This is a genomic window from Sutcliffiella deserti (assembly GCF_020037475.1).
Lineage (GTDB): Bacteria > Bacillota > Bacilli > Bacillales > Bacillaceae_I > Sutcliffiella_A > Sutcliffiella_A deserti.
The window spans coordinates 430,003-456,570 of record NZ_JAIQDB010000002.1 but is presented as its reverse complement, the minus strand read 5'-3'; the positions used below and the strand labels follow the sequence as shown (position 1 = coordinate 456,570).

Sequence of the window (26,568 nt, the reverse complement as noted above, 5' to 3'; positions counted from 1 at the left end):
CTCCTAATCTAATTTCTTCTTACTAGTTTAATAACCGAAGCGGCAATTTGCCAGCCATCTGACTTTTTATCCCCTACTTTAAAAGGAATAAGGTTTACAATACCGATCCATAAGCTAAAATATATAAAAAAATCTATTAGAAAGTGGGTAAAAACATTTAAAAAAGGAAGTACGACGATTATGGAAAGAAAGTTAAGCATTGGACCACCTATTGAGATGCATGCCTGCTGCCCATATGTAAGATGACCCTCTTTATCGTTTGTTGAATATCCACCCAGGAACGGAATGAGGTTACACTTAATTATCGTATCAGAGATGGTTATGTTCCCAATGCTTCTTCCCACTCCAATAACAATTTGTGTGCCAGAGACCCTAAAAAGCTTCGCTACTAAAACATGGCCACTTTCATGAATAAGGTGAACAAGCGGCACTACAATGAAGAAAAAAAACAATATATCCCACATAATATATGACAACCTTTGCCCTTCAATCTTTTGTCTTCATTATACACATAATGGAAACTATCAGATAGGGTAACAGGTAAATTTATATGAATATTTAGAATCCCTGTTTTAAGGAGAAAAAAACTCCTGCCGGGGCCAGACCCCGGCAGGAGTTTTTTCCTATACACCGAATATTAAACAGGTTAAACACATTTTAAAGGATATCTGTCCAGATCTTAATGGTCGTTGCCAAGATCAGCAATGCTAAACTCCACTGCAATACTTTGGTGTTTAGCTTTTGTCCGAGCTTTGCTCCAATTGGTGCCGCTATTATACTGGCAATCACCATTACGATCGCTGGGACCAGTAAAACCTGCCCTGTTGTAATCTTACCGACTGTACTACCTATTGATGAGATAAAGGTAATTGCTAATGAGGTAGCTATTGTCATTCTCGTAGGTATTTTAAGCACAACCAGCATAATAGGTACAAGTAGAAAAGCCCCTGCCGCTCCCACAATACCTGAGCCAATACCTACGATAAATGCCAAAGTAGCTGCAAGCGGTTTGTTAAAGGTTACTTGATCAAATGGAATAGTATCTATACCCTTTTTGGGTACAAACATCATCACAACAGCAATTAGAGCCAACACGCCATACACAAGGTTAATAGAATCCTCATTCATAAATTGAGATCCATACCCTCCGATAAAGCTACCAATTAAAATGCTTACCCCCATATATAGGATAAGCTCCTTGTTAAGAAATCCGCCTTTCCGGTATGCCCAAACTCCTGAGATAGTTGCGAAAAACACTTGCACTGCACTGACTCCTGAAACCTCATGAGCTGTTAAAGCCGTTAAACCAAGCAATGGCGGGATATACAATAACATCGGATACTTAATGATTGATCCTCCAATCCCGACCATTCCAGAAACAAACGACCCCACAAAACCAATCATAAACAACGTCAAAACCCACATAAAATCAAACTCCATCATCCAATCCCCTCCTCCGTTCGGCATGAAGGAAGAAATTCCTGCCGGGGTCTGGCCCCAAACAGGAATTTAATCTCCCAGTCATACTCTTGTAATGTTGTTATCCGTGGACGGCACAGCGGTTGGGGCCGATTTCCATGTCGCGTTGTTCGTCGTCTGTTGGGTTGATTTTACCCATGTTCATTTCACGGATTTGTTGGTATGCGTTTGGTTGGGGCGGTAGGTTTTCGGATACTAGCTTACGGAACTCTTCTTCGTCCTCGATGTTTAATCCCGCATTATTCTTGAACAAGTCACCTAAACGAGCAGCAACTAATCCGCCTTCCCCAACTTCAGACATTGTTCCGAAGTGTGCTGGTAGAACAATCAATTCATCAGATAGCTCTTTATAACGTGCATACAGTGTTTCACGAAGATCTGCTACCCAGTCCTCTGCTTTTCCAGCTAAATCTGGACGACCAATTGACTCAACAAACAAGATGTCCCCGCTTAATAAGAAGCGATTGTCGACAACAAAGGAAGTACTTCCAATGGTATGACCTGGGGAGTAGATTGCCTGAACGGCTACTTTTGTAGAACCAACCGTAATTTCCACTCCATCTTCAAGCTTTTCATAAGCAAAGGTTACCTCTTCTGCATCCTTTGGTGGTAGCCAGTAGGTAGCATTCGTTGCTTCACGCAGCATACGGCCGCCTGAAATATGATCGGCATGCAAGTGTGTGTCAGCCACATGCACTACCTTTAACCCGTTAGCTTCTACAAAAGAGATATACTGATCAACCATACGTGTGGAATCAATAATCATTGCTTCGCCGTCCGACTCAACAAGGTAGGACAAACAGCCTTTTCCGATACGAACGAATTGATATAACGTACCGCCATCAGCTAGATCAGCTACTTTTACCGGCTCTAGGTATTCACTCCAAGCTTTCATCCCGCCTTGTAAATAGGACACATTTTTCACACCTGCTTCATCTAGCATCTCTCCAACAAAGATGGAAGAGCCTTCTTTTGCACAAACCACAAGGACATTTTCGGAAGGTATATCCCCAAGAATCTCTTCTACACCTTCCATTAAATCAAAATACGGAATATTTTTATGCTCAACAGATGCGCCTTCAATCTTCCAATCAGCGTATGCATCTTCATTCCGGACATCTAAAATAAATAATGGGTCGTTATTTAAAACTTTCTTCGTGATTTCTTTAGCAGTCATTGCGTTCAACATGTAAAATACCCCCTATAGTATAATTTTAGTTAAAAAAATTTAGGCAGTCGGACCGTTCCATTGAGACATCCCAGGAATCACATTGAATACACTGCTAAATCCTTTTTCCGTTAACTTTTGTGCAGCAAGATCACTACGGCTGCCAGTTCGGCAAACAATAAACGTTTCTCTCGTTTTATCCAAACCTTCTACATGCTCTTCTAATTCTCCAAGTGGAATTGAGATAGCACCAGGAATGTGGCCAAATGCATATTCTGCTGGCTCACGAACATCAATTATCGTAACCTCATCCTGTAATCTTGCTTGTAGTTCTTCATTACTTGTTACGTGCGGATGCATTTGTTCTGCTTTTTCTTCATCAGAACGTGCTTTTCGGATGTAATGCTTTAAAAGATCGTCCTCTTCCTTTGTACCTAAATACTGGTGACCTACTTTTTCAGCCCATGCAGCTATATCAGCTTTCGAACCCTTGTCTGTTGCTATGACCTCTAGCACTTCGCCAGCCTCAATCTGTTCCATTGACTTTTTCGTACGTACGATGGGCATCGGGCAAGCTAATCCTTTTGCATCAAGCGTTAAATCTACCTTCATTTATAACAACTCCCTTGACAGTATTATTTTACTTCGCCTTCCCACTCCAGCATTCCACCAACCATATTGGTTACATTGAATCCCTTTTCTTCTAAAAACATCGTTGCTTGACCGCTTCTCGCACCAGAGCGACATACGATAATATGCTCTTTCTTCCTATTAATATCTTGAGTGCGAAATTCGAGTAAGCTCAGAGGAATATTCTTTGCTGCCGGAATTTTACCCTCTGCTACTTCTTCCGCTTCTCTTACATCAATAATAGATACGTCAGCCTCACTCGCTAACATCGCTTCTAGTTCTTTTGTTGAGATTTGCTTCATCACCAATTCCCCCTTCTTCTACAATTACCAGGCATTCATGCCGCCCTTCACGTTTGCTACTTTAGTGAAACCGAGCTTTTTCAATTTCTTAACGGCAGCATTACTGCGCATACCACTTTGGCAGATAACAACGACCTCTTTTTCCTTTGAAAGCTTACCCGCCTCTGTGTGTAACGTTGCCAAAGGTAAGTTCCTGAATTGTTTTATATGACGTCCCTTGTATTCCCCTGGCGTTCGAACATCAATAAACTGCTTGCTGTTGTCGCTTAATTCTTGTTTCAAATCTGTCGTTGTAAGCTGTCGTACTCCAGCTGTCGGTTTAATTTTTAAAATGGCAAATACTATTATTGCGCCAATTAGAACATATTGAATCAGTTCCATCGATACTTTCACATCCTATATGAATAAGTTAACATTACCTTCGGATGCATCGCCTAAATATGCGCCTACTCCTGCGTACTCAATTCCATCGAGCATTTCTTCATGCTTTAAACCTAGCAAGTCAACCGTCATTTGACACCCAACTAACTTAATATCCTGCTCTTTTGCCATTTCAATTAAGTTTGGTAAAGACTGTACATTATGCTTTTTCATGATGCCTTTAATCATTTTAGGACCCATTCCGGCCATGTTCATCGTTGATAAAGGTAACTTATTTGCACCACGCGGCATCATTTTTCCAAACATTTTTTCAATAAAATTCTTCTTCACCGGAACTAATTCTTCTTTACGTAAGGCATTCAATCCCCAGAAAGTATGGAAGATCGTCACTTCATGATCATACGCTGCAGCACCGTTTGCGATAATATAAGCAGCCATTGCCTTATCATAATCTCCACTGAATAATACGATCGTCGTTTTCTTTTTTTCTGTTGTCATCATTCATTTCCCCCTTAACCTTTTTTTATATAAAAAGTAAATACGTCTTGCTCTTCTTTTGTGTCGATTAGTTCATTGCCCGTAGCTTTAGTCCATGCTGTAAGATCTGATTTCGCACCTTTGTCTGTTGTAATTACTTCTAATATTTCACCTGGATTTAGGTCGTTTAAAGCCTTCTTCGTTTTTACTAATGGCATTGGACAAGCCAATCCTTTGGCATCTAATACTTTGTTTACGTTCATGTTAATTTCCTCCTTGAGTGTTTTAGTTTTATTATTATTTATAACCTTATATACCCATAGGGGTATATAATTGGGTAAAAAAATTTGGTTGCTTTATATACCTTACAGGGTATTAAATTATTTAAAAAAATATCAGGATTCATTTTATACCTACAGGGGTATTTAATTGAATAAAAAAATATACTTTCACTCGATACCTGTGTGGGTATTTTTCAAAGCGTTAATATACCCATACCGGTATATTAACAAGCATCTATGAATTTGTCAACCTCTTCATTTATCTGCTTTTGATAAGAAGATCCACCGCTTGTTTCACAACATCGCTCGTATCTTCTCCATTGAGTACATTCTGACGGACGCATTCTTCAAGATTTGTGCTAACGATGACTCCAATTGCACGATCAATGGCTGTTTTCGCAGCATTCAATTGCATCACCACATCACGGCAATCTTCACCCTGCTCCATCATATGAAGCACACCACGAATCTGTCCTTCCGCTCGCTTCAAACGGTTCTTCACCTGATTGTTATACTCCATAAACATCTAACCTCCAACCATCATCTACCGCAGCGTCTGGCCCCGCGGCTAATCACTATGTACCCTATAATATACCCCCTTAGGTATTTTGTCAACTCTTGTATAAAAAACTTTCCTGAGGGGCCAGACCCCAGCAGGAATTTCAACAATTACGTCGAAGTTATCTTGTTAGTTTGTTTTTATTAGGTTGTTTTATGTATATGTATGGAGGAGTATAGATGAAGTATAAGCGGAATGAGCCGTTTCGTTATGAATTTGGAATACCTGTGAAAGGTGTCTTTTTTATAAGTAGAATGAATGGAAAGACCATTGCCTCCTCTGAGGGGGAAGCACAGGTGTTAGATATCAGCCCCAGCGGATTAAGGATGCAGTGTGACCTGAACATCCCTTCCAATCAGCTTGTCGAAATTTCTATGAAGATTATCATCGGCAGCAGAGAAATACCATTGATAGGGAATATTATGTGGCAAAAGAAAGTCTATCCTTCCTATCATTACGGAGTAGCATTGATTTCGGACGCATTTGAGGAACAAATTATCTTTGCCCTAAAAGAATTTCAAAAAAACCATCGCCTCTTGTCTTCACAAGATTAAATTTAAGAGGTTCGATGAAACGAACCTCTTTTATATTGAAGATTTAGTTTTGTTGATCAATTAAATAATGCAGATATTTAATACTAGTCCTTAGGCTGTCAAGCGGGTTTCCTGCACATATATCTTGTTCCACAACATACCATTCCACCCCGTTCTTCTCTCCCCATTGCAAAATAGGTTCAAAGGCAATAATCCCTGTACCAACTTCCGCAAAGGATTTATCCTTACCCTTTGCCATATCCTTCAAGTGAATATTTGGTATTCTATTGGCATAACGTTCGAGAAAAGGAAGAATTTCCTTTCCACTTTTTTCTAACCAGTACACGTCTAATTCTGCTAAGATAAGATTGTCTTGCGTAGGCTCCAATAAATATTCCAGGGCGCTCTTTCCTTCAATCTTTGTCTCAAATTCAAAATCATGATGATGATAGCATATACGGTAGCCTTGATTTTTTAGTTCCTCTGCCAGCGCATTAAACTCTGCCTTTATAGCAGTATAACTTTCCACCGTTCGATCTTCTTCCTCTAAATACGGTAAGATTAAATTTTTTGTTTGAAAAATTTCTGCTTCTTCTAAAACTCTAGAGAGCTCTTTGCGGAAACTTTCAAGACTCACATGCATTCCCGCAACTTGTAAATCTAATTCCCTTAGTACGGAAGCGATTTCTCTAGGATCATGCCCGTGCATTCCTGCTAATTCCACCGCTGCATAACCCATTTCTTTAATTTCTTTTAATACTCCAGGAAAATCCGCCTCTAATAGTTCTCGCACTGTGTATAGCTGTGCTGCAATTTTATGCTTCATGAATACCACTCCTCCAATATTTTCATAAGCCATTCTTGTTTTTATAGTAACATTTTAACGAATCTAGCAAAAAAGAGCTAACCAAAAGAAGCTTCCTTTGATTAACTCTTAAAAGTTTAAACCCACCACATTTCAGATGGTTGTTCTTTGATTAATACCGATTGCAAGTTGGAAACTGCGCGGGAAAACCCTTCCTCAATCGACATGATTGGATCTTCATGCTCAATGCTAACAACATAATCATATCCGTAGGTACGCAATGCACTCATCATATCCGACCACTCTTGTACATTGTGGCCACATCCAACCGAACGGAAGCTCCATGCACGCTTTTGGATTTCTCCATAAGGCTGCATATCCGTCAGACCGTACATGTTAACATTATCCTGATCGATATAGGTATCTTTTGCATGAAAATGATGAATTGCACCCTTGGAACCTAAGATTTTTATTGCTGCCACAGGATCGATTCCCTGCCACCAAAGATGACTTGGATCTAAGTTTGCACCAATGGCATCCGAAGTCAATTCTCTTAATTTCAAGAGGGTATGTGGGGTGTGTACGAGAAAACCACCGTGAAGCTCGATACCGATTTTCACATTACGTTCTTCTGCGTACTTCCCAACCTCTTTCCAGTATGGAATAAGCTTATTCTCCCACTGCCATTTCAGAACATCACTAAATTCATTGGGCCAAGGTGCTACAGGCCAGTTCGGAGCTTTTGCCTCTTCATGGTCACCTGGGACACCAGAAAAACAATTCACAACCGGAACACCCGTCAAATGAGCAAGGTCAATCGATTTTATTAATGCTTCGTGAGACTCTTGAGCAAACTTTTTATCAGGGGCAATAGGATTACCGTGACAACTAAATGCACTTACCTGTAAGCCACGCGAATGAATTTCTTCCATATAAAGATTTCGGTTACTTTCATCCTCCAATAAAGAATCTATCGGACAATGACTGTTTCCTGGATATCCTCCAGTACCAATTTCTACTGCATCCAGACCAGCACTTTTCACATAGTCAAGCATTTCAGTAAAGGATTTATTTGCAAAAAGAACGGTAAATACGCCAAGTTTCATCAGTTTTCACACTCCTCTTTTACTCTAACTAAATCTTTAGTTCAATTCATTTTTTAAGTTAACAATTTGTTTTGTTTCGTTGGACTCTAGCGCTCCCAAAATTACTACTAACGAGTTTTTGCCCTCGTTTCCATCTACTAATACTTCCGTATCATCAATAATACTAGAAACAAAATGATCAATCACGTGAGAGCCAGTTTGTCCATCACTGTCATTGCTTTGAATCTTCCCTAATTCATAGCGAACCGTTTCGCCTGTTGCATATTGAACGACCAATGAATGGGTCGGATCATCCTCTAAGCGTAATACCGCTTTTTCAGTATAAATAATCGTCGAGTTATCTTCACGCTTATAAGACCAACTTGCAGCAAGCGTCCCGATAATACCGCTTTCTGTTTTTAATACACATACCGCAGTATCGTCCACATCCGTATTTTCCTTCGCAGAAGTTTCGATAAAAGCTCCAACCTCAACGATTTCTTCTCCTAATAAATAACGCAAAAGGTCGGATTTATGTACACCAAGGTCCCCCATTGCTCCAATAAATGCCTGTTCTTTACGGAAAAACCAGCTATCTTTACCATCCACACTCCATCGTTCAGGTCCTGGATGGCCAAAAGCTGTTCGGAAGCTGTAGATTTTTCCTACTTCGCCACTCTCAAGAAGTTGTTTGGCTTTCTGATGCGAAGGAACAAAACGTTGGTTGTGGGCAATCATCAGCTTTTTACCTGAAGCCTTTGCCGCTGCAATCATTTCGTCCGCTTCTTCTTTTGAAGTCGCCATCGGCTTTTCACATAACACATGCTTTCCTGCTTTTGATGCGTAAATGGAAACTGGTGCATGTAAATAGTTCGGTGTACAAACACTTACGATGTCCAGTTCTTCGCGGTCAATCATCTCTTTATAATCTTCATAGGCAGTTCCACCATATTGCTCTGATGCTTCTACTGCACGCCCTTTTACGACATCACAGAAAGCCACAAGTTCAACGTTTTTATTCGCATGGTATTCTGGAATATGACGGTGTTTCGCGATGCTTCCGCATCCTACAACTCCAACTCGTAATTTTTTCATTTGTAAGTCCCCCTTATTATTTACTTTTAATTTCTTCTAATTGTTTTGCATTTCCGTAATATACTGGTCCAGATTCTGTCGGTTTTGCCCAGTTTACTGCATTGCAGATAACTTTTTGCACTTTTTCGTTATAATAAGTTGGATAGGTTTCATGTCCTGGACGGAAATAAAACACTTTTCCCTTTCCTCTTTTATAGGTGCAGCCGCTGCGGAACACTTCTCCGCCTTCAAACCAGCTAATGAAAACAAGCTCATCTGGATCTGGAATATCAAAATGCTCGCCATACATTTCTTCTCTTTCAAGGTCGATATGCTCGCCAATGCCTTCAGCAATCGGGTGACCTGGAGAAACAACCCAGATTCTTTCTTTTTCGTCAGCCTCTCTCCATTTCAAGTCACATGTCGTACCCATCAATGTTTTGAAGATCTTTGAGAAGTGTCCAGAATGCAGAACAATCAAGCCCATACCATCTAATACTCTATTTTTTACACGGTTAACGATTTCATCGCTTACTTCGTCGTGTGCCACATGGCCCCACCATACCAATACATCCGTATTATCCAGCACTTCTTTCGTTAAACCATGCTCCGCTTCGTCCAATGTCGCTGTACCTGCATCAAAGCCATTTTCCTTTAAAAATGAAGAGACGGCACCATGTATTCCTTCCGGGTAGACCTCTCTAACTTTTTCGTTTGTTTGTTCGTGACGGTTTTCGTTCCACACTGTAACTTTTATCATTTTATATTTCTCCCTTCATGTATACTCAAAATAAAATTAGATTCTCGTCTTACTCCCTATTGCTTTCTGTTTCAGGTGTTCACTTATCCATGGGCACCTAAGGACCCTTTAATGTTCTATTAAATAAAGGTCAAGAAACACAAGGGTTCAATAAAATATTTCTAAATTATTTTTTAACCACTTTAACGGCTTGTCCATATATGGGAACGTTCCCATAAAGGAGCTCAGGTTTTAATTGTGCTTCAATACCCCTCTATTATAAAACGAGAGTAAAGCGTTTACAATGTTTATGTCCGAACTAGATTGAAATATTCCGACTTTGTTTCGGCTAGCTCAACTCTGTTAAAAGTTTAGTGCTAGTTTGACTACCTGTTCCTTTTCGTTCTAGGTGCTCGCTTTCCGCGGGGCGGTGCACCTTATATATTAGGACTTTTTCTTATTTAGATTATGTTGCGAAATCTTTAATCACTTCCTGATATTAGGTAGGTTACGTCTGAATCTCCCTGTTCCTTTCCGTTTCAGGTGCTCGCTTTCCGCGGGGCGGTGCACCTTATATATTAGGACTTTTTCTTATTTTGATTATGTTGCGAAATCTTTAAACACTTCCTGATATTAGGTAGGTTACTTCTGAATCTCCCTGTTCCTTTCCGTTTCAGGTGCTCGCTTTCCGCGGGGCGGTGCACCTTATATATTAGGACTTTTTCTTATTTTGATTATGTTGCGACATCTTTAAACACTTCCTGATATTAGGTCGGTTACTTCTGAATCTCCCTGTTCCTTGCCGTTTCAGGTGCTCGCTGTCCGCGGGGCGGTGCGGGAGCCTCCTCGGCGTTGCCAGCGGGGTCTCCCGTCTACCGCTATCTCCCGCAGGAGTCGATCACCCTCCACTTCAATACACAGGGTGGAGCACTTTAGATATTAGGCCCTACTCTTATTTGAATATATCGCGGCATCTTTAAATACTGTCTTGGTAATAGGTAGGGTGGATCTGATACTCCCTGTTCCTTTCCGCTTCAGGTGATCGCTTTCCGCGGGGCGGTGCGGCAGCCTCCTCGGCGTCGCCTGTGGGGTCTCCCGTCTACCGCTATCTCCCGCTGGAGTCGATCACCCTCCACTTCAATACACAGGGGAAAACACTTTAGATATTAGGTCATTTCCCCCCTTGATTATAGTAATCAGTTTTTATATAGAATTCTAAGTTTTATATATGTGAGTCGGTTTAAAGGACCTTAATGACCACCTATTGAACTTTTGGTTCCCAGCTGTGGATCGGAACGAAAGGCGGAGACTCCAGCGGGAGGTAGTGCTTTGGGAAGACCCCGCAGGCGTTTAGCCGAGGAGGCTTCCCAAGCACCCCGCCGGACGCGAAGCCTTTCGTGAAGAGGAACAGCGGTGTATAAAGTGCCTGTTATCTTATGAAGATCCCATGAGTAGATAGGTATTCCTTTGCCAGCCGATGGATTTCTGTTTTAAATAAGCAACATGCAATTTTAAGTTCCCAGCTGTGGATCGGTAAGAAAACGGAGACTCCTGCAGGGAGGTAGTGGTTAGGAAAAAGACCCCGCTGGCGCAGCCGAAGAGGCTTCCCAAGCACCCCGCGGACGCGAAGCCTTTCGTGGAGATCAACTGCGGCGTTAAACTGCCCCTAATTTTTCATCACAGGTGAAAGATTTCTTCGTTTTGCTAGTTTAAAAAAACATCCTTTAGTAAAAGCTATTTAAAAAAGATACATTGTAAGTGGGGGTGCTGGAATATGGAGTTTATCATTGCATTAATATTCGGGATAGGATTCCTCTTCTTTTTTAATTGGTGGATGGGCTATAAACAAGACCATATAATTTTAGACTTTGAAGAAAGTAATGTTAATCAGGATGACTATATAAATGCAATTCTAAAAAGATTGGAAAGCCAAGGAAGATCCGTCAAGTATATGGAAAATGGACGGTTTATAGTGGATGAAAAGCGATATATGTTTATGGAAAACGAAGCTACTGGTGAAGCGTTGCAAAGAACAGTTCTAAAGCCAGAAAAATAAGAAGCTCATTTTATACAAGATGAGCTTCTTTTTTTATTCATCTTATCCCTCATATATCATCTTACGGGTCATTCCCCCATCAATAATCAGGTTGGTTCCTGTAACAAAATCATTTTCACTGTCTGTTAAATATAAGCATGCTTTGGCAATATCCGATGGCTTGCCGACCCTTTTTGAGAGATGCTGTTCATGGTCTTTTTCTCTTAAGCTTGAATAGTCTCCTGTTTCAATCCATCCAGGTGAAATAGCATTCACGGTTATCATGTCTTCACTTAAGGAGGCTGCAAGCGCATGCGTGATTGCTACGATTCCGCCTTTTGAGGCTGCATAGGCTTCTGAGTTGGGCTCTGACATGGCCGAACGTGTAGAAGCGATATTCACAATTGCACCGCCGCCATTTTCCCTCATGTGTTTTGCAGCTTCTCTTGACCCTAAGAATACGCTACGGAGGTTCGTATTTATCACAAGATCCCAATCCTCGATACTCAAATCATAAGGAGACTGGAATTTCGTTATCCCTGCATTGTTAATTAGAATATCAAGCCGTTGAAATTGTTCCATTGTTTTGCTAATGAGATGGACAATATCCACGTCCTTACTTACATCCGTCTGCACAAAGAGTGCTTTTGTTCCTTTCTCCTTAAGCTCCTTTTCAACTTCTTTACCAGCTTCTATATCCAGGTCAGCCAACACGATGATGGCGCTTTTTTTGGCGTACTCTTGTGCTATCCCCCTACCAATACCATTTGCAGCACCTGTTATGATTACTACTTTGTCTTGAAAGTCCATATAATGCTCCTCTCCTTTGTAACGGTTTTAAAGAATTATAGCTTTTTTCTTACCCGTTTACAAAAATAGAGTACCGTACTAAAAAAATGAGAAAAAAGCAGAGAGATGGTTCCCTCTACTTTTATTTTTAGGCTAAGTTAAACATCGCTGTTGATTTTGCTCAAAAGACTACACTATCCGCGGGGCGTTGCTGGAGAAGCTCTTATTATCAACCCTCGTCTTTTACAGAGCCTATTTTTTATTTTTCGGTTCCTGGAATGTTTCTCCTGCCATATAGGCATCACTCACCTGTTCATGTGTTTCTGCTAATCCTTGGGACAGTTGATCTTGGCGCTTATAATCCTCTACTTCGTATATTCTTCCTGCAATTTCAGTGCTATTCGTTTCTTTTTTACGGTTGGCCATTCTTTCCACCTCCCTACCTTTTCTTAATTTTTTTCACTACTCATCTTTAGAATGCTCATTATATATAGATTGATTACATGAATAAAAAAACCCCTAGCATTCACAATAATACCAATAGCAGTTATGGAGGGAAGAATATGGACGCAAATGTTATTCAAGTTAAAGAGGCAGTAACCCACGCGCAAGATGCCGTTTACCACGCTCAATCACATAATGGTCCCCAGGAATTACAGCATGCCCATGTGCTGCTAGCTAACGCCCAAGCCTTGGTTCACGAATGTATGGTCGGCTAATAGCAACTATAGTAAGGAAGAGACAATACAGTTGCAGCACGCGCGAGAAATGCTACGAAACCTACAAGAAACACAGGCAGCAATAACTGCATTAAGCAAGGACTAAACAATTAACCCTGCTAAAAAGAGCAGGGTTTTCTTTTTTTAGATAGTTGTCGTACAAGCTGGCCCCTCTGAATAAGATGTAGGAGATACAAATTTGGAGGTAGACTATGAACTCTATTTTTACTTATGTACTGTTAGGAGTTTCGCTTGCTGCTCCTATAGGACCGGTGAATGCGGCACAATTGGACAAGGGGATACGATATGGTTTTTTTCATGCATGGATATTTGGCGTTGGAGCATTAATTGCCGATGTCCTCTATATGGCAATGGTCTATTTAGGTCTGATTAATTTTATTGATTCCCCCTTTATCAAGACCTTTCTATGGCTATTTGGGTTCTTTGTTCTCTCTTATACTGGAATCGAAAGCTTACTTTCGACAGGAAAAACCAACATCATCAAAGGCTCGCTAGGAAAAGCATCTCTGATCAAATCCTTTTCTACCGGTTTTCTCATGTCGATTTCCAATCCATTAACCATTCTTTTTTGGCTAGGAATTTATGGTTCTGTGCTCGCAAAAACAGCAGCAACCTTTTCGGAATCACAGCTAATTATCTATAGCCTCGCCATTATAGCAGGAATTCTTTTGTGGGACTTTACGATGGCAACCATATCCAGCCTAGCACGAAAACTTTTAAGCACTAATCTGCTTGTTATCATCTCCATTTTATCCTCCGTCTCGATGATTGGCTTTGGCCTGTATTTCGGTATTCAGGCATATAAAGTACTTTTTGGTTAAAACTAAATTCAGCTTCATTACAAACATGTATTTTATTACGAAATTTTCACATCCTAATAAATGTTAGATATCAACTAACCCGGGGAGATACACATGAATCTATCTGATATAAGGAGTGTCGTTATGGGAATTTTAAATGGTAATCCTCAAGATGAGCCGTTACATTATGGGGAAGTCTTTGGAATTTGGACCTACCTTTCCACCAACAATGGTCTAGTAGCTGGCTATCAAACATTCATTAACCATACTGGTGATGAGGATTTGAAGAAATTATTAGAAGAGGCAATTCAAGGAATGAAAAATGAATCGCAACAGATTGCAGAATTATTAAAAGCGAACGGAATTGGTCTTCCACCAGCTCCACCGGAACGTCCCGTTGCAAAGCTCGAGGATATTCCAGTCGGTGCAAGATTCAATGACCCTGAAATTAGTGCAACAGTCTCAATGGATGTCGCTAAAGCTCTAGTGACATGCAGCGGCATTATCGGACAGTCAATAAGAGAAGATGTTGCCCTTATGTTCGGGCAGTTTCACATGACCAAAGCCCAATTTGGGGCAAAAATGTTAAAGCTTAATAAAAATAAAGCCTGGTTAATTCCTCCACCACTTCATTTGAAAGTTCCAGAAAAAGAATAATCTAACAAAGGGCAGCCTCCTAGGAGATTGCCCTTTTCAGTATCTTTACCCTTTTGTACCTGAAGAAAGATTCGATCCTTCGATAAAATAACGCTGGAAGAAAAAGAATAACGCGACAACAGGCATAAGTACCGTGACAGACATGGCCATCAGGTAATGCCACTGCGTCTGAACCGATCCTTTGAACGTTTGTAAACCAATCTGTAAGGTGTACAAATTTTCATCATTCAAATAGAGCAATGGCCCAAGCAGGTCATTCCAGGCGCCATTAAACGAAAAGATTGCTACAGTGATAAGGGCAGGCTTTGTTAGCGGAATCATTATATGCCACCAAATTTGGAGATGGCCTGCTCCATCCAGAATTGCGGCCTCCATCAACTCATTCGGGATTGTCATCATAAATTGTCGTAAAAGAAAAATAAAAAAAGCACTACCGAAAAAGGCAGGAACAATTAAAGGTAAATAGGTATTCACCCAGCCTAATTTTGAAAATAACATGTACTGCGGTACCATGGTCACAAAGCCTGGAATCAGCATGGTAGCAAGGATAATGACGAATAAAACATTTCTTCCTTTAAAACGAATCTTCGCAAAACCATAGGCAACCAAAGAATTAACTAGTACCGCACCTATCGTTCCAACTACTGCAACAAACAAAGTATTCAACGCCCACCTTGTGAATGGGGCAGTCTGCCAAGCTTCAAGGTAGTTTGAAAATAAAAATTCATCCGGCCAAAAACTTGGCGGGTATTGCGCAATTTCCTGTGGAGACTTTAAAGAAGTGGAGATCATCCACCAAAGCGGCAATAAAAACAGGATGCTTCCTGCTATTAAAATAAGTGACACTACCCACTTTTTAAGCGAGGAAGTGAAGGTAGTTGTTTTGTACCATTTTGGCTTAACTGCCTCACTCATCTCCCATGCCCCCCTTCATAATGCACCCATTTTTTACTGATATAAAGATGGAACACAGTTAGTATAAGAACAATTAAGAATAATACCCAAGCCATCGCAGATGCATACCCCATATCAAATATTTCAAAGGCATTCTTCCACATATGTAAATTATAGAACAATAATGAATTTGCAGGACCACCATTACCGCTCTCACTCATCACGTATGCTTCTTGAAAAACCTGGAAAGACCCAATTGTGCTTGTTACAATGTCAAAGAAAATGATGGGACTGATCATTGGGATTGTAATGTAACGAAACCGATGCCAAACATTTGCTCCGTCTAGTGTAGCAGCCTCATACATTTGATTCGATACTCCCTGTAAGCTTGCAAGGTACAACAGCATTCCGCCGCCAACACTCCACATTTTCATCAGTACCAAGGCAGGTTTTGTCCATTCAGGATCAAATAACCAGGCCGGACCTGCAATGCCAAACCAGGCAAGCACTGTATTCACAAGACCAGTGGAAGGGCTGAGCATTTGCATCCACAGAAAATATACACCTACACCAGAAAGAACTGCAGGTAAATAGAAGATTGTGCGATACACATTAATCCCTTTTACCCTCTGGTTAAGTAATACTGCAATCAAAATTGCCCCCATGGTCGTTAGCGGAACAGTGAATGCCACATAATACAATGTATTCCATAAAGACACCGTAAAGAGATCATCAAACGTAAACATCTTTTTATAGTTTGCCAATCCGATAAAATTCATTTTGGATGTTATATTATAATCTGTGAAACTTGCGTATAGCGAAAAAAGCATTGGTCCAAGAGTTAAACCAAAAAAACCGATCAACCAAGGACTAATAAACAAGTAGCCCATCAGATTTTCCTTTTTGCTTCTGGAAACCTTCCCTCTTCTCGCTCTGATAATTCCTTTTTTTTCGTGATTCATCTCGGTTGTAATGGATTTTCCTGCGGCTCCTGTTTGATTCACCCTCATCCAGCTTCACTCCTCATATCCCCTATAGAAAAAACAAAAGAGAGAAAGCAAGGCCTAGCCCCACTTTCTTTTTTAGCTTTATTATTAATTTCTTTTTATTTTTTCCACAGACTCTTCCGCTTTTTCCAGGCCATCCTCAGGCTCTACTTCACCTAATAACACCTGATCAATGACCGGATTAACTTGGTCCAAATAGTCCGGATAATCAACAGGAACCGGGAATAGCTGTGTATATTCGAGGTTCTCAATCATAAAACCGTACACTTCTTTTTCCTGGCCATCAAGCTCTTCTAATGCCGCTTCAGATCCTTCAATGTTTGCTACATTGTCGTAGTTTTTCTCTGCCCAATACTTCTGTGCCTCAGGACCCGTTAAATATTTTATAAAATCCATCGCTTCCTCTGGATTATCGGAACCTTCAGGAACTTCCACCACAAATCCACCGCCGGCACTCCAATTGCCTGTCGATTCCTCTGCTGCCGGAATTGGCGCAACACCGATTTCCATGTCTTGTCCATAATCACGAATTTGTGTATAGAACGTTCCAACATCTACCCACATCGCTACTTTACCTGAGATGAACGGATTCGCTTGCTCACTTCCGAATTCGGCACTAAAAGCATCAACATTTTTACTGCCATAATGATTACGCCAGTCTAACACCCACTGCAGCCCTTTTGCTTTATTCTCGGTGTTAATGAAAACTTCTCCATCTTCGATCAGGCCTTGTCCATCATCTGCATTAATCATCCATGAGTCTGCTCCCATGCCTCCCCATAGAGGATAGAAACCGATTCGCTCATAGCGGTCTCCTTCTTTTACATCAAGCTTTTTCGCATATTCCTCCAGTTCTTCCCAAGTAGCTGGAGGAGAATCAGGATCTAATCCTACTTCCTCGAATGCTTTCTTATTATAAAAAAGTACTCGCGTATCTGTAGTAAACGGTACAGCAAAAGTTTTCCCATCCGTCTCTACCATATCCCATAAATGAGGGTAAAATTGCTCTTTGAACTCATCATCCACATAATCAGTCAGTTCAGATGCCTGATTATTTTCCGCACGATGTGCAACCGAATTGATGTCATTAACAATCACGTCTGCTGGCTTTCCAGATGCAATGGAAACCAGGTTTTTCGTCCATATATCTCCCCATGGCAGGAAAGTATGCTTTACATACACTTCATCCTGGGACTCGTTATAATCGGTAATAATTTTTTCAATAATAGGTCTTCTTGTTTCAGACCCCCAAAAGGTCCAAAAGTCCAAAACCACTTTACCTTCCTGCGCTTCCGCCTCAGCGGCGCTATTGCTAGAAGAACTACAACCAGTAATCATTGAAATAATAAGCATGCAAGTAATAAAGAATGATAGCTTTTTCAATTAACTTTCCTCCTATGTATGTAATAAATTAAGTCATAAAATCTAGTTACCACAAAGTAAATGAGGTTAAACCTAGATGGTGAAAAATATTCGATTACTGGTTGAACTCCCTGTTTCATTCTGTTTTAGTTGTTCGCTTATCCATGAGCGGTAAAAGGGACCCTCTAACCTGCCATTCCAATCCTTAGGGGAAGACTTTTACTACTCTACTATGGGAATAGGTTGGTTCTTTTGGAAACTCCTGTTCCTTTCCCGGAGGAGACCTTCAGCGACCTCAGGCTTCGACTGCGGTCTACCACTACCTCACACTGGAGTCTACGCCTTTTGGCTCCATTCAACTGCTAGAAACCATCACAACTTCTACATTAAACTTTAAGAGTAATTAAAAACTTATTATTATTTGTCGAACGTATGTTCTTTACTTTTTATCAGCACCAAAATATAATGAAAGAGTCAGTACATATTCAATTGAAGGAGTGTTGAACTTGAAGCATCAAGCCGTACCTTATTTATCGTTTAACGGAAATGCAAGAGAAGCCCTTGAATTTTATAAAGAGGTGTTTAAAGGTGAAATTGTGGGGATCCAGACCTTTGGCGAAGCAGACTTCCCTACTCCACCTGAAGTCGACAACCTAGTCATGCATGCTCGTTTTGAAAAAGGAAACCTGACTTTGATGGCTTCCGACTGCTTCCCAGGACAAACAGTCGAAGTAGGCAGCAACGTTTCTCTTATGCTGGAAATGGAAAGCGAAGAACAAATCAATACGCTATACGCACGCCTAAGTGAAAACGGCAATGTACTGATGGAGCTTCAAGATACATTCTGGGGTGCAAAGTATGGAGGCGTACAAGATCCCTTTGGTGTGAAGTGGGATTTGAACTACACGAAACCACAATAACAATTGAAGAAAGCGCTCCAAGAATTTTGTTCTTGTAGCGCTTAGAAATTTTTTCCTCACAAGCAACTCAAATCCCCCTTTCTCAAAAAACAATGTGAATCCTGCATTTAACCCCAAGCAACGGTTATTTAAACGATATCGTCCTATTCTTTTGCAAAATAGAAGATTTTGATGTATGTCTTAGCAATGTTTTTCCCGATGCCGTTAGCTGCACCAGTGAGGGTGACGGTTTTGTTTTAGAAATTCATTGGGAAGGGCCCCCTTTTTGTGTATATTAATTGGAAGTAGTATAACGGTTTTAATGAATATGTTGGTGCTTAATTAAAATTAGGAGGAGATGTTATGCAAGATTGGAAGCTGCTTATATTGCTGGGATTATTGATGGAGAAGGAAGTATTACTTTATCAAGGATGCATATAAGTGAATTCAGAAGGCCTTGTATTACCATATCTTCCACTGATTACGAACTACTAGAATATATAAGATCCTTAGCAGGCGGAACAATAATAAATAAAAAGAATTATAATCCAGAAAAACACAAAGACTCTTTTACTCTAAACGTTAAGATTAAGAGTGAAGTATTCTTATTGTTAGAACATATTTACCCTTTTTTGAGGGTTAATGTAAAAAGGGAGAGGGCTAAATTTATTTTAGAGAACTATAATAAGGTTACAAAAAGGAACGGAAAATATAATGCTTGTGACTTAAAGCTGAAACTTTCTTTTGAAGATCACTTTTTTAAACTCTAAATAAAAAAGACCACACATGATGTGCGGTCTTTTACTTTTAAAATGGAGACGGTGGGACATGCTGTTCCATGCTTTCGTCATGGCACTGACTATATCTTGAACCTCGGTAAGGAGGCCCTCTGGCGTATTATGCGAACCGTATTTTTTAGTTGCTATTGCAACCAGAGATTTCGCATCCTAGTATTACCACAGATGTGGCAACCTATGAGTCGATACACGGCTGTTGGATTACTCCACATACCGCTCGGCATTGCCTTATCGCTACAATATGCGCGACTTAGGTTTCACCGATAAAGCCAGATTTTCACTTGTATGTTGCCATACAAGGCGACTAATAATTAATCGAACCCACGTCCAGAAACATCGCCACTTAAGCGTCTACGAGTGTAGTTGATATATTAGTATTTCGCTAACTAATCAGCCTATCAACGGGCTTTTTAGCAGCTAGTCTGGTTGTTCTCTTCCTTTGACCTCAGACGGTGATCTCCGGCGTAGCCCACTTAGAGTGAGTCCCTGATCCTACCACATGGGCGATGGAGGGAGGAACCGCTATAGTCTGTTGTTACGCAGCTAAAGCGAAGTTGTTGTTTTGTTTGCCAGTTATTATTGGCTTTGACGTTTTGACGAGGACGATCCCCTCGACTCGCAACCCAAGCTCGAACTATCCCTGTCGAATCCGTAACGTCCCCTCGATTGTAAATGTCCCTGTTGAAGTTTAAATCAACAAGCACTTTTCGAGGTGTTAACGGGAAAGATAATTAGGCTAATAAGTTAGCTATTCAATTATCAAAGTGCCACCGGCTATCAGCGACAACTTCATTATAGCATATCTGTCTAACTTTGCAATTGTAAGTTATTGTAAAAAGAGAAGAACTATTCCTTTTGACGCTCGCGGAATGCTCTTTCCACATCACGCTTTGCTTCTTTCTTTTTAAGATCTTCACGCTTGTCGTATTTCTTTTTCCCTTTACCTAATCCAATTAATAGTTTGGCATAGCCATTTTTTAAATAGATTTTTAAAGGTACGAGCGCGTAGCCTTCTTCTTTCGTTAGCCCAATCAATTGATTAATCTGTTTGCGATGAAGAAGCAGTTTTCTTGTACGTAACGGATCATGGTTATAACGGTTTCCTTGTTCATATGGGCTTATATGAAGATTATGCAGGAACACTTCACCGTTTTGGACGCGTGCAAAGGAATCCTTTAGATTGGCCCGGCCTTTACGAAGGGACTTTATTTCTGTACCCTGCAGGACCATTCCCGTTTCATAGGTTTGTTCGATTGCATAGTCATGATTTGCTTTTTTATTCTGGCTTATGACTTTGCCTTCCCCTTTTGGCATGCTGTATCTCCCCCTTCTTGCAGTAGTGAATATTTTACCAAATTTACGAGGGTTCTACAAGAAAAGAGAGCTTTAACACTAGCCCTCTTCTTCTTGTGACTTTATCTCTTTTTCTTTTTGGTGCGTTTTTGCTTTGGCGCATTTTCGAAAAACTGCTTTGATTTTTTCTTTTTCTTGTCAGGTCCTTGTGTGCTCCAGCCGATTTGGATGTCGTCAATGTCGCTTTCCTGTTTGCGTTTTTGACTACGTCCCTTGGCAGGCTTCTTACGATCGCTTTGAATCACACGTGGAGCTGTTTTTGTATCGGGTCTGCGCGTACCTTTCATGCCGACCACTTCAAAATCAATCGAACGCTCATCCTTGTTGACGTTCACTACACGAATCGTAATTTCGTCACCAATACGATAAATTTTTGCTGTTCTTTCTCCGATCATCGCGTAATTGCGCTCGTCATAACGATAATAATCATCTGTTAGATAGCTGACATGGACAAGTCCTTCAATTGTATTTGGAAGCTCAACGAACATTCCGAAATTCGTGACAGAGCTGATGATACCATCGTACTCTTCACCGATTTTATCAAGCATATACTCGGATTTCTTCAGATCGTCTGTTTCCCGCTCGGCATCTACCGCTCGACGCTCCATATTGGAGGAGTGCTCAGCAATGGCTGGTAATTTTTCATTCCATTTTTCCTTTGTGGTATGATCCAGCTTGCCTTCAATCAAATACGTTCGAATTAGACGATGGACAATTAAATCCGGGTAACGTCGGATTGGTGATGTAAAATGGGTGTAATAATCTGTAGAAAGTCCAAAGTGTCCTAGGCTTTCCTCGTCATATTTTGCCTGCTTCATGGAGCGAAGCATGACAGTGGAAACAACCATTTCCTCCGGCTTTCCTTGAACCGCCTCAATAACCTCTTGAAGGGCACGAGGATGAATAGCATTTCCTTTCCCTTTTACAACATATCCGAAGTTTGTTATAAATTCAAAAAAGCGCTGCAGCTTTTCTTCCTTAGGATCTTCATGCACACGATAGATGAACGGTACATTCATCCAGTGGAAATGTTCGGCAACCGTTTCGTTGGCAACAAGCATAAACTCTTCTATGAGACGCTCGGCAACGGAACGTTCTCTCAGAACTACATCCGTTGGTGCTCCTTCTTCGTCCACAATTACCTTTGATTCTTTAAAATCAAAATCAATCGCACCACGTGTCATCCGCTTTTGACGAAGCACCCCTGCTAGTTCTTCCATTAACTGAAACATTGGAACCAATGGCTCATAACGCGCGATTACCTCTTCGTCCTTATCAACCAAGATTTTTTTCACATCGGTATAAGTCATTCGCTCTGCTGTTTTGATAACACTATGGAAAATTTCGTGCTTTACAACTTCCCCAGCAGTGTTGATTTCCATTTCACAAGACATCGTTAAACGATTCACTTTAGGGTTTAACGAGCAGATTCCATTGGACAGACGGTGTGGAATCATCGGAATCACTCGGTCTACTAAATAGACACTTGTTCCGCGTTCCTGCGCCTCTTGGTCTAGTGGAGAACCTTCTGTTACATAGTGCGTTACATCGGCGATATGAACACCAAGCTTGTAATTGCCGTTGTCCAGTTTTGTTACTGTAACCGCATCATCAAGATCCTTTGCATCTGCGCCATCAATCGTCACGATCACCTGATCACGAAGGTCACGTCTTCCTGCAAGGTCTTTTTCATCAATTTCATCTGGAGCAGCATTCGCCTGATCTAACACTTCTTTTGGAAACTCCTGTGGCAGTCCATGCTTATGAATAACAGAAAGAATGTCTACTCCAGGATCATTTTTATGACCAAGAATTTCGATAACTTCCCCTTCAGCACTTAAACGCCCCTCTGGATACGTAACAAGCTTCACTACTACCTTATGACCTTCCACCGCTCCATTGCTCGCAGCCTTCGGAATAAAAATGTCATTGGCCATTTTCTTATCATCAGGTATTACGAAGCCAAAGCTCTTGCTTTCGGTATATGTACCTACAACTTGCTTTACCCCACGTTCGACAATTCTGATAATTGTACCTTCCTGGCGCGAGTCTCCGGAAGCTTTTTGGTTTACTCGAACCAAAACGATATCACCATGCATCGCATTGTTTAATTCGTTCGGTGGGATGAACACGTCATCCATATTCGCTTCCTCAGGCATAACAAAAGCAAAGCCTTTCGAGTGGCCAATCACTTTCCCTCTGATTAAATTCATTTTCTCCGGTAACCCATAGCGATTACTGCGAGTTCGAACGATAAGCCCTTGGTCTTCCATATGAACGAGCGCTTTTACAAAATCCTTAAATTCCTCCGAATCCTTAATTCCAAAAGCCTCTTCAAGCTCCTTGGTAGTCAACGGTTTGTATGCCTCTTCCTTCATATAGGATAGAAGCTTTTGTACATGTTGCTGAACGATTTCTTCCATTAAATAACCCTCCTTAGTTGAAAAGCGATAGCGGCTTGTTCAGCTCCGATAGGTATAAGATGATATCTGCATGTGGTCGGCTTTGACCTCTTGAAGAAAACAGTTTATCACACTAGGAGCTAGCCGCTGTAGCTAGACAGTAAATTAAAATTTATTGCATATTTAACTATATAATTACCAATCCAGTCCCTCTAAAAACTCATAAACATCTTCATGCAATTGGTCCCGCTCTTTATCAAGCGTAATCACATGACCGGACTCTTCATACCACTTGATTTTTTTCCCCTCTGACTCTACCTCATTATAGATAATATTGGCACTATCGGTATTAATCATATTGTCATGTCTTGCCTGTACCACAAACGTCGGGGAATATATCATATCGACATTGTCGCGGACTTCTGCAATCAATCCTTGAAGTGCCTTTAACGTACCCATCGGTGATTTTTCAAACTCTTTCATTTCTTTTTCGACTTGCTCAGGGTCTTTTCCTTCACGCCTCTTCCATTCTTTCGCGTATTCGAGTACACCCTGATACATTATTTCTTCACTTTTTATATACATTGGTGCACACATAGGCACAATACCCTTGACAGGTACAGTGTAACCCAATTTCAAGGAAAATACGCCTCCAAGCGAAAGTCCTACGACAGCAATGCTTTCATGCCCCTTACCCTTCAGGAATTGATAAGCTCCCATTACATCTTTCCACCAGTCCTCAGGCCCCGTATGAACTAATTCTTCTGGCGGTACACCATGCCCCTTATATTGAGGTGCATGACACGTATATCCGCGCTTTTCTAAATAACGGCCCATCATCCTCACATCCGCAGAGTTCCCGGTAAATCCATGCAGCATCAGCACTGCACGATCTCCTCCTTCAAAGGTAAATGGCTTTGGCAACTTCACATTCATTTAAACCTATCCTTTCTATGTATGCTATTTATAGTATGTTACTCTTTTTATAGGGCTTCTTTTCAATAGCTTATATAAAAACATCAAGCTGTGTGAAAATAGCCTTTTTCATTATCAGCTACAATTAGACTAGAAAAGAACATTTTACCATAAAGAGTAGGTGGAGAGGTTGTTGAAGGTTTTATCCTGCTTAAATACAACCCTTAGTATCGAAGGTTACCTTTGAACTCCCTGTTGCTTTCCGTTTCAGGTGATTGCTTTCCGCGGGGCGGGGCGGGATCCCTCGGCTGCGCCTGTGGGGTCTCCCGTCTACCGCTATCTCCCGCTGGAGTCAATCACCTTCCACTTCAATACACAGGGTGGGCAGTGAAAACATAAGTTGCCATTTATTCAAATCAAAAGATCATATTATTTAGCATGGCTGTCTATCTTTATACTAGGTCTCTTTATTGCTTTAACTACTTATTTTTTTCGATCTAGGTTGAACTTTACACTTTGTTGGTTTGGCCACAGATATCGACAAAAATAAATTTTTTGTAAAAAATAATATTGTTTATTCTGCCCGAAAATATCTATACCAATAACTAATTTATACGACTTTTCTCCTTTACTAACATGTGTCATATGCCTCAAAGAACTTTTTTAAAATAACTTAAGGGATTCGACATCAATCTGCAACATTCCATAAATAGTTAAATTATAATAAATTTGGAGTATAGGAAGGTCGTTGGTAGTAATACCAAAGTTGTATGTATCCACAACAGTAAAAGGCAAACTTGTTGAAAAACAAGGACGCAAAGTCTACAGATCTAACGTAGTAGGATATTAGATAATCTACCAGGATGGCTGGGCTGCCTGAAATACCAAAGTATTTTAGGAGGGAAAAGGATGGAGAAAACGTTGACTAATTTAACTGAAAATTTAGATAAGGAGTGGATGGAATTAATTGGTGATGCCCTTGATATGGGTATAAGTTCAGATGAAATTAGAGAGTTCTTACATAACTTTTCAAACTCTACATATAAAAACCTCTGATTTTTTCAATTATCATATGTAATTTTGTTCTAAATAGCTAACAACCCCTTCGTTATATGCTATAATAATGCATGATAGGAAGGTGAAAGCCATGATTGGTGAACGAATTAAAAAATATAGAGAACAAAGAAAATTATCAATGTCAGAACTAGCAGAACGCGCTGGAGTAGCAAAATCCTACTTAAGCTCAATCGAACGAAACTTACAATCCAACCCATCTGTACAATTTCTAGAAAAAGTTTCATCAGTCCTAGGAGTATCGGTGAATACCCTTCTGCATGACGAAGATGATAACGAATATAAAGAAAACATGGATAGAGAATGGACTACTTTGGTAAGAGAAGCCATGGATTCTGGGGTTACGAAGGATCAGTTTCGTGAATTTCTTGAGTTCAATAAGTGGAAGATAAATCAAGATGAAAAGAAATAAGCGCTGGTGCGGATGCATCGGCGCTTTTTTATATTACTTTATCGAATTTATAGTTTGTAACTGTTAGAGTAATTTTTTTACTTTTCAAGATTTTGGGTTGATAAATGATGTTTGTAGGGATGAATGCCTTTTTAATAGTGAGATCTTCGGAGCAAGTTGGGCAGGACCAATGGTGGATTTCGCAGGAGCTGTAGGAATTTCGAGTGCAGATGGGGCAGGTTTTAGTGTACATTTAATATCTCTCCTTTAAAATTTGATAGCATTTAATAAAAAGACCTTGATATCCAAATTGAACATTCAAGGTCCAATTACTTTCTCTTTGAAAGTTTTGGTTTTCACAACACGCTTCTTTCTCTTTTGGTAGAAAAAGATCAAAGTACCTAAAGAGAACATTCCAGCACCAATAACTATAAAATTGAATATTTCTGTTGCTGTATTTGGCAGCTTATTATCAACCGGGAGGACACCGCCTAGTGTTCCTTCTACATATAGCTTAAACTGGAATTCACTATTTAAACCTTGGAACTCGTTTCCTAGTTCGTAGGGGATTTCAATTCTAAAGGTTAGTTCTTCAGATGAGCCAGTTTTTAAAGGTCTAGAATCTAGCTTTTCAAAGTCCTTTAGTTTTCCCTCAAACAGGACACTCTTTGAAACTGAAACATTTAAAAGTAGTTCATTATAAAGTTTCTCCGATCCATTCATAAACCGATTTGTAAACAAATATTTAAAATCCTTACTTCCATTATTTTCAACAATAAGTTCCCTTGTAACTGAGTCTCCAGGTTTAATATTATTTAAGTGAAAAAGAATACTATAAGGTTCCGTCGACAAGTCTATTTCAAGATTAGAATTAGGTTCAGCAAACGCATTGGTTGAAAGAACCAATAATAGAATGAGTAAAAGAGTTATTACTCTCATA

The 26,568-nt window shown here is 40.3% G+C and carries 31 protein-coding genes, 1 other RNA gene and 1 riboswitch; of the genes, 9 read left to right on the top strand and 23 right to left on the bottom strand.

Going from position 1 to position 26,568, the window contains the following annotated elements:
• Positions 1-8: 8 nt before the first annotated feature.
• From K9B36_RS07510 to K9B36_RS07470, 9 genes are all read right to left on the bottom strand, one after another.
• Positions 9-476, bottom strand: a complete 468-nt coding sequence (locus K9B36_RS07510) for a site-2 protease family protein (RefSeq protein WP_223701400.1) — start codon at positions 474-476, stop codon at positions 9-11.
• A 181-nt stretch (positions 477-657) separates the two neighbouring features.
• Positions 658-1,440: a sulfite exporter TauE/SafE family protein gene (locus K9B36_RS07505; protein ID WP_223701587.1), complete on the bottom strand. Its 783-nt coding sequence runs from the start codon at positions 1,438-1,440 to the stop codon at positions 658-660.
• Positions 1,441-1,540: 100 nt separating this feature from the next.
• On the bottom strand, positions 1,541-2,668 hold the full coding sequence (locus K9B36_RS07500) for an MBL fold metallo-hydrolase (protein ID WP_223701399.1): 1,128 nt from the start codon (positions 2,666-2,668) through the stop codon (positions 1,541-1,543).
• 39 nt (positions 2,669-2,707) lie between these two features.
• Positions 2,708-3,259 (bottom strand): sulfurtransferase TusA family protein, encoded by a 552-nt coding sequence (locus K9B36_RS07495; protein WP_223701398.1) that lies wholly within the window; start codon positions 3,257-3,259, stop codon positions 2,708-2,710.
• Positions 3,260-3,282: 23 nt separating this feature from the next.
• Positions 3,283-3,579 carry a rhodanese-like domain-containing protein gene (locus K9B36_RS07490; protein WP_223701397.1) on the bottom strand — a complete coding sequence of 99 codons (297 nt, stop codon included), beginning with the start codon at positions 3,577-3,579 and terminating at the stop codon, positions 3,283-3,285.
• 24 nt (positions 3,580-3,603) lie between these two features.
• The gene (locus K9B36_RS07485) at positions 3,604-3,960 is read right to left on the bottom strand and encodes a rhodanese-like domain-containing protein (protein ID WP_223701396.1); all 357 of its coding nucleotides are present in this window, start codon (positions 3,958-3,960) and stop codon (positions 3,604-3,606) included.
• Positions 3,961-3,975: 15 nt separating this feature from the next.
• Entirely contained in the window at positions 3,976-4,458 is a 483-nt protein-coding gene (locus K9B36_RS07480; protein WP_223701586.1) for a DsrE/DsrF/DrsH-like family protein, read from the bottom strand.
• 14 nt (positions 4,459-4,472) lie between these two features.
• Positions 4,473-4,700, bottom strand: a complete 228-nt coding sequence (locus K9B36_RS07475) for a sulfurtransferase TusA family protein (protein WP_223701395.1) — start codon at positions 4,698-4,700, stop codon at positions 4,473-4,475.
• A 277-nt stretch (positions 4,701-4,977) separates the two neighbouring features.
• Positions 4,978-5,238 carry a metal-sensitive transcriptional regulator gene (locus tag K9B36_RS07470; protein WP_223701394.1) on the bottom strand — a complete coding sequence of 87 codons (261 nt, stop codon included), beginning with the start codon at positions 5,236-5,238 and terminating at the stop codon, positions 4,978-4,980.
• Positions 5,239-5,456: 218 nt separating this feature from the next.
• Here K9B36_RS07470 and K9B36_RS07465 point away from each other — a divergent pair, with 218 nt between their 5' ends.
• The gene (locus K9B36_RS07465; protein ID WP_223701393.1) at positions 5,457-5,831 is read left to right on the top strand and encodes a PilZ domain-containing protein; all 375 of its coding nucleotides are present in this window, start codon (positions 5,457-5,459) and stop codon (positions 5,829-5,831) included.
• A 43-nt stretch (positions 5,832-5,874) separates the two neighbouring features.
• Here the strand turns inward: K9B36_RS07465 and K9B36_RS07460 are convergent, their stop codons facing one another.
• The 4 genes from K9B36_RS07460 to K9B36_RS07445 form a co-directional block, all read right to left on the bottom strand.
• Entirely contained in the window at positions 5,875-6,636 is a 762-nt protein-coding gene (locus K9B36_RS07460) for a sugar phosphate isomerase/epimerase family protein (protein ID WP_223701392.1), read from the bottom strand.
• A 116-nt stretch (positions 6,637-6,752) separates the two neighbouring features.
• Entirely contained in the window at positions 6,753-7,721 is a 969-nt protein-coding gene (locus tag K9B36_RS07455; protein ID WP_223701391.1) for a sugar phosphate isomerase/epimerase family protein, read from the bottom strand.
• 36 nt (positions 7,722-7,757) lie between these two features.
• Positions 7,758-8,795, bottom strand: coding sequence for a Gfo/Idh/MocA family protein (locus K9B36_RS07450; protein WP_223701390.1), 1,038 nt, complete (start codon positions 8,793-8,795; stop codon positions 7,758-7,760).
• 16 nt (positions 8,796-8,811) lie between these two features.
• Positions 8,812-9,534 (bottom strand): ThuA domain-containing protein, encoded by a 723-nt coding sequence (locus K9B36_RS07445; RefSeq protein WP_223701389.1) that lies wholly within the window; start codon positions 9,532-9,534, stop codon positions 8,812-8,814.
• Positions 9,535-11,287: 1,753 nt separating this feature from the next.
• On the opposite strand from K9B36_RS07445, the gene K9B36_RS07440 reads away from it, so the two are divergent.
• The gene (locus tag K9B36_RS07440) at positions 11,288-11,569 is read left to right on the top strand and encodes a hypothetical protein (protein WP_223701388.1); all 282 of its coding nucleotides are present in this window, start codon (positions 11,288-11,290) and stop codon (positions 11,567-11,569) included.
• 42 nt (positions 11,570-11,611) lie between these two features.
• Here K9B36_RS07440 and K9B36_RS07435 read toward each other — a convergent pair whose 3' ends face one another.
• Together K9B36_RS07435 and K9B36_RS07430 are read right to left on the bottom strand one after the other, a co-directional pair.
• Positions 11,612-12,358 (bottom strand): glucose 1-dehydrogenase, encoded by a 747-nt coding sequence (locus K9B36_RS07435; RefSeq protein WP_223701387.1) that lies wholly within the window; start codon positions 12,356-12,358, stop codon positions 11,612-11,614.
• Positions 12,359-12,589: 231 nt separating this feature from the next.
• Positions 12,590-12,763, bottom strand: a complete 174-nt coding sequence (locus K9B36_RS07430) for a YozQ family protein (protein WP_223701386.1) — start codon at positions 12,761-12,763, stop codon at positions 12,590-12,592.
• 137 nt (positions 12,764-12,900) lie between these two features.
• Between K9B36_RS07430 and K9B36_RS07425 the strand changes: the two genes are divergently transcribed.
• From K9B36_RS07425 to K9B36_RS07415, 3 genes are all read left to right on the top strand, one after another.
• On the top strand, positions 12,901-13,056 hold the full coding sequence (locus K9B36_RS07425) for a hypothetical protein (RefSeq protein ID WP_223701385.1): 156 nt from the start codon (positions 12,901-12,903) through the stop codon (positions 13,054-13,056).
• 212 nt (positions 13,057-13,268) lie between these two features.
• Positions 13,269-13,898, top strand: coding sequence for a LysE family transporter (locus tag K9B36_RS07420; protein WP_223701384.1), 630 nt, complete (start codon positions 13,269-13,271; stop codon positions 13,896-13,898).
• 123 nt (positions 13,899-14,021) lie between these two features.
• Positions 14,022-14,534: a DUF3231 family protein gene (locus tag K9B36_RS07415; RefSeq protein WP_223701383.1), complete on the top strand. Its 513-nt coding sequence runs from the start codon at positions 14,022-14,024 to the stop codon at positions 14,532-14,534.
• Between the two features lie 45 nt (positions 14,535-14,579).
• On the opposite strand, the gene K9B36_RS07410 is transcribed toward K9B36_RS07415, so the two are convergent.
• The 3 genes from K9B36_RS07410 to K9B36_RS07400 all read right to left on the bottom strand — a co-directional run bounded on the left by K9B36_RS07410 (position 14,580) and on the right by K9B36_RS07400 (position 17,818).
• Entirely contained in the window at positions 14,580-15,449 is an 870-nt protein-coding gene (locus tag K9B36_RS07410; protein ID WP_223701382.1) for a carbohydrate ABC transporter permease, read from the bottom strand.
• Positions 15,446-16,438: a carbohydrate ABC transporter permease gene (locus K9B36_RS07405; protein WP_317889864.1), complete on the bottom strand. Its 993-nt coding sequence runs from the start codon at positions 16,436-16,438 to the stop codon at positions 15,446-15,448. The genes K9B36_RS07410 and K9B36_RS07405 overlap by 4 nt, the downstream gene beginning before the upstream one ends.
• A gap of 84 nt (positions 16,439-16,522) precedes the next feature.
• Positions 16,523-17,818 carry an ABC transporter substrate-binding protein gene (locus K9B36_RS07400; protein WP_223701381.1) on the bottom strand — a complete coding sequence of 432 codons (1,296 nt, stop codon included), beginning with the start codon at positions 17,816-17,818 and terminating at the stop codon, positions 16,523-16,525.
• A 485-nt stretch (positions 17,819-18,303) separates the two neighbouring features.
• Here K9B36_RS07400 and K9B36_RS07395 point away from each other — a divergent pair, with 485 nt between their 5' ends.
• Together K9B36_RS07395 and K9B36_RS07390 are read left to right on the top strand one after the other, a co-directional pair.
• Positions 18,304-18,717: a VOC family protein gene (locus tag K9B36_RS07395; RefSeq protein WP_223701380.1), complete on the top strand. Its 414-nt coding sequence runs from the start codon at positions 18,304-18,306 to the stop codon at positions 18,715-18,717.
• 350 nt (positions 18,718-19,067) lie between these two features.
• Entirely contained in the window at positions 19,068-19,466 is a 399-nt protein-coding gene (locus K9B36_RS07390; RefSeq protein ID WP_223701379.1) for an LAGLIDADG family homing endonuclease, read from the top strand.
• Positions 19,467-19,805: 339 nt separating this feature from the next.
• On the opposite strand, the gene ssrA is transcribed toward K9B36_RS07390, so the two are convergent.
• The 4 genes from ssrA to K9B36_RS07370 all read right to left on the bottom strand — a co-directional run bounded on the left by ssrA (position 19,806) and on the right by K9B36_RS07370 (position 24,184).
• Positions 19,806-20,147, bottom strand: a transfer-messenger RNA (tmRNA) gene (ssrA, locus tag K9B36_RS07385).
• Positions 20,148-20,339: 192 nt separating this feature from the next.
• Positions 20,340-20,807 carry an SsrA-binding protein SmpB gene (smpB, locus tag K9B36_RS07380; RefSeq protein ID WP_223701378.1) on the bottom strand — a complete coding sequence of 156 codons (468 nt, stop codon included), beginning with the start codon at positions 20,805-20,807 and terminating at the stop codon, positions 20,340-20,342.
• A gap of 101 nt (positions 20,808-20,908) precedes the next feature.
• The gene (rnr, locus tag K9B36_RS07375; RefSeq protein ID WP_223701377.1) at positions 20,909-23,269 is read right to left on the bottom strand and encodes a ribonuclease R; all 2,361 of its coding nucleotides are present in this window, start codon (positions 23,267-23,269) and stop codon (positions 20,909-20,911) included.
• A gap of 174 nt (positions 23,270-23,443) precedes the next feature.
• Complete coding sequence (locus K9B36_RS07370; RefSeq protein WP_223701376.1) at positions 23,444-24,184, bottom strand: alpha/beta hydrolase; 741 nt, start codon at positions 24,182-24,184, stop codon at positions 23,444-23,446.
• A 759-nt stretch (positions 24,185-24,943) separates the two neighbouring features.
• A riboswitch (cyclic di-GMP riboswitch) is annotated at positions 24,944-25,043 on the top strand.
• Positions 25,044-25,072: 29 nt separating this feature from the next.
• Here K9B36_RS07370 and K9B36_RS07365 point away from each other — a divergent pair.
• Together K9B36_RS07365 and K9B36_RS07360 are read left to right on the top strand one after the other, a co-directional pair.
• The gene (locus K9B36_RS07365) at positions 25,073-25,219 is read left to right on the top strand and encodes an anti-repressor SinI family protein (RefSeq protein ID WP_223701375.1); all 147 of its coding nucleotides are present in this window, start codon (positions 25,073-25,075) and stop codon (positions 25,217-25,219) included.
• 67 nt (positions 25,220-25,286) lie between these two features.
• Positions 25,287-25,649: a helix-turn-helix domain-containing protein gene (locus tag K9B36_RS07360; RefSeq protein ID WP_399201517.1), complete on the top strand. Its 363-nt coding sequence runs from the start codon at positions 25,287-25,289 to the stop codon at positions 25,647-25,649.
• 297 nt (positions 25,650-25,946) lie between these two features.
• Here the strand turns inward: K9B36_RS07360 and K9B36_RS07355 are convergent, their stop codons facing one another.
• Positions 25,947-26,567: a TasA family protein gene (locus K9B36_RS07355; protein WP_223701373.1), complete on the bottom strand. Its 621-nt coding sequence runs from the start codon at positions 26,565-26,567 to the stop codon at positions 25,947-25,949.
• Position 26,568 lies beyond the last annotated feature (1 nt).